We start from the raw sequence: 1574 nt of genomic DNA, 5'->3' as shown, positions 1-1574 counted from the left end.
TCAACAACAGCTATTTCTTCACCCTGGAAGTAGAGATTTGGTCGCTCATAGTTAAAAAAGTTTATTCCTCCTCTGACTCATCTTCATCCTCATCATATTCGTAATCCTCATCACCATGTTCTTCAAGCCACTTTCGTTGTTCTTCTAAAGCCATTTCTCTCTGTATTCTTTTTCTCTCTATCATTTCCTTCTCTAGGATTTCTTGTTCTAGCTTTTCTCTCTCCAACCGTTCTTTCTCAAGCCTTTCCCTTTCTCGCGTTTCTCTTTCGACCCTCTCCCTCTCAATAGAGATTAGCCGCTGCTCAATTCGCCCACAGTAGAAATCTAATGCCTTGCCTGTGGTTGCTCCGGTAACTGTACCACCGACTAAAAAGATGAGGGCAGTTTTCCAGCCGGCGATGGCCCCACCACTCAACTCCAAACTAGGCTCATTGAACCACACCAGCAAGGCGAAAATCACAATTCCAACTACTGTATTAATCAGAGCAAAAATCCTCGGTGTCAAATCAGTCTGCCGCAGTATCAGCCATTGTCCCAGAGTAAGAAACATACCAAAGAAGATAGCAGCAATCGCGCAAAGAATAACGTTGCCGGGAAAAGTGAATGGATCTACTTTCAAATTGATTATTAGTGGCACACAGACCAAACCAGACAGCAAAAAGCCGAAGAATAAGCTAGCAGCGCTGGCAAGAGCCCAATAGCGACCCAGATAACCCAGGTGGAATTGCAGTACCCACTCTTGTACTCCAAACATTACCAGCCAAAACGCAGTACTCGCCGTCCAATAATCAAGCATTAGCTGTTGTCTTACCTCTACTTATCGCCCGAATCACGAATTATTTTCAGGATAGGCTGAAATAGCCCAGGTATCTCACCAAGTCTGAGAATGTTTGTGGAATAGCACGTTCACAGGAGCAAACCGTCAAAAGTCTCAGGTTGCTAAACATTAAATGTACTTAGGTAAATTTCACTCCTTTTGGCTACTCAAATGCTTGTTGCCAACTTGATTTGAAATTCGGAAAAATCTACTTCAAGACAGATTTGAGAGGATGGAGCAGAGATTACGATCTGACTAAACTGTTAGTAAGCTGCTAGTAAGCATAAATAAGTAGCAAAAACTATTATGTAGAGAATTTCGCCTGACTTTTAGAAAGTTCTGATTTATGCAACTTTTAGATTGGGCTTTTTCCAATTTTCGCTTGTATCGTCGGCTACGAGGCGGGAGATGGTGGCAAGTAGAAATTCCCCTGTTTGATGGCAACCAAATTGCTTGGGTGCATCGGATGCCAGAATGCGAATGCTACATTCTACAAATAGAAGAATACTAGTGGAAATTATTTTCTCCTTCATGCTCTAGTCTTGTTAAAAATGATTGCTACTTTTTTTAGTTGCAGTCAAAATTTTAACACCTTCAAAAAATTTAACTTGAGAAATTAAGCCATTTGTAGGAGGCAATCAGCAAACCTCTAAATGTACTTTGCTTATAGTCAGACCAATACAAGATGGTTTGAATTAGCATTCTGTAACAAAGGCATCAATCATTTTGAAACCGACATTTACCAGCAACCTAAAAA

General features: G+C 40.9%; 2 protein-coding genes. One reads left to right on the top strand and one right to left on the bottom strand.

All coding sequences use genetic code 11. From position 1 onward, the window contains the following. Positions 1-61: 61 nt before the first annotated feature. On the bottom strand, positions 62-796 hold the full coding sequence (locus HCR01_RS37830) for a hypothetical protein (protein ID WP_193200999.1): 735 nt from the start codon (positions 794-796) through the stop codon (positions 62-64). A 367-nt stretch (positions 797-1163) separates the two neighbouring features. Here HCR01_RS37830 and HCR01_RS37825 point away from each other — a divergent pair, with 367 nt between their 5' ends. Continuing rightward, positions 1164-1328, top strand: a complete 165-nt coding sequence (locus tag HCR01_RS37825; protein WP_191762320.1) for a hypothetical protein — start codon at positions 1164-1166, stop codon at positions 1326-1328. Positions 1329-1574: the final 246 nt, after the last annotated feature.

This window comes from Nostoc sp. MG11 (assembly GCF_014904695.1).
Lineage (GTDB): Bacteria > Cyanobacteriota > Cyanobacteriia > Cyanobacteriales > Nostocaceae > Komarekiella.
Note: the sequence above shows the minus strand (reverse complement) of the source record. Positions and strands in the feature narration are given on the sequence as shown.

Coding starts and splice junctions, on each gene's coding strand:
- HCR01_RS37825 (WP_191762320.1), top strand. CDS start 1,164: ATGCAACTTTTAGATTGGGCTTTTTCCAATTTTCGCTTGTATCGTCGG.
- HCR01_RS37830 (WP_193200999.1), bottom strand. CDS start 796: ATGCTTGATTATTGGACGGCGAGTACTGCGTTTTGGCTGGTAATGTTT.